Annotated in this window: 1 protein-coding gene; it reads right to left on the bottom strand. The window is 65.9% G+C overall.

The genetic code is table 11. The annotated features are described in order from the left end of the window. Positions 1-293: 293 nt before the first annotated feature. On the bottom strand, positions 294-821 hold the full coding sequence (locus tag VXC91_RS46055; protein ID WP_329513279.1) for a GNAT family N-acetyltransferase: 528 nt from the start codon (positions 819-821) through the stop codon (positions 294-296). Positions 822-1000: the final 179 nt, after the last annotated feature.

Below are 1000 nucleotides of genomic sequence, written 5' to 3'. Positions count from 1 at the left end.
ATGCAGCGGGCAGAGCAGAGAGACCAACCGCGGGCCAAGGCGATGCCGCCGGCGGGGGCCTCAGGCTCCGGGATGGCGATCTCGTCGGCGACTGCGAGGAGTTCGTGGCTAGGCGAGGGGCTGCCATCCCGACTGCCGACGTCCCAGGCAAAGCCGAGTAGCCTTGCTTCCTGGTGTCCAGGTCGTTCGGACAGTAGGGCGCTCCACCTGGACACCAGGAAGCAAGGCCGCTCCACTGGCGTGTGGGACGACGGCAGACGGGACGGCAGCAGGGCCCGCTGTGGTTCCTGTTTTCAGGAAGCCCACTCGTGAGCGAGGAGACCGAGGACAACCTCGTCGAGGAACTCCCCGTACACCCACGCGGAGCGCCGCAACGTGCCCTCGATCGTGAACCCCGCCTTCGACGCTGCCGCGATCATTGCAGCGTTGTCCGCCATCGTCTCCACCTGCAGTCGCTGTAGTCCGCGTACCGCAAATCCGTACTCGCACAGCGTCCGGACGGTGTCCGCGCCGAACCCACGGCCGCGGAAGTCGGAGAGTAGGGCGAGCCCCAGGTGCGCCGACCTGTTGTGCGTGTCGATGCCCCACAGCGTGGCCGCACCGACCAGTTCCTCTGACCCGAGGTCCACCACCGAGAAGGGGACTGCTGTATCCGACGGCTCAGTCACTGCGAAGGGAGATTGCGCGAGTTCAGGCGGTATCGGTCGCCAGGGCCGAGAATCGGTGCGCGATCGGGTCAGCACGTCGTCGTGTAGCGCATGAAGCACTGGAAGGTCAGCCTCGTACCGGGCCCTCAGCGCGATCTTGTCCCCTCGAATCATTCCGCAGTGCTACCGCAGGACGATGAGCCGATCAACCGCTTTAACTGGCTCCAGGGCCGGGAGTTGGGCCGTCCCTCGGCCGTCCGAGGGCGCACAACGACGACCAACGCTGACTACCGTTGACAGCCCAGCCGCAGGTCACAGCGTTGATCGCCTAGGAGCGTGTCTCAGTAACGAGT

Origin of the sequence: Streptomyces chiangmaiensis (assembly GCF_036281785.1) — a bacterium.
Lineage (GTDB): Bacteria > Actinomycetota > Actinomycetes > Streptomycetales > Streptomycetaceae > Streptomyces > Streptomyces chiangmaiensis.
Note: the sequence above shows the minus strand (reverse complement) of the source record. Positions and strands in the feature narration are given on the sequence as shown.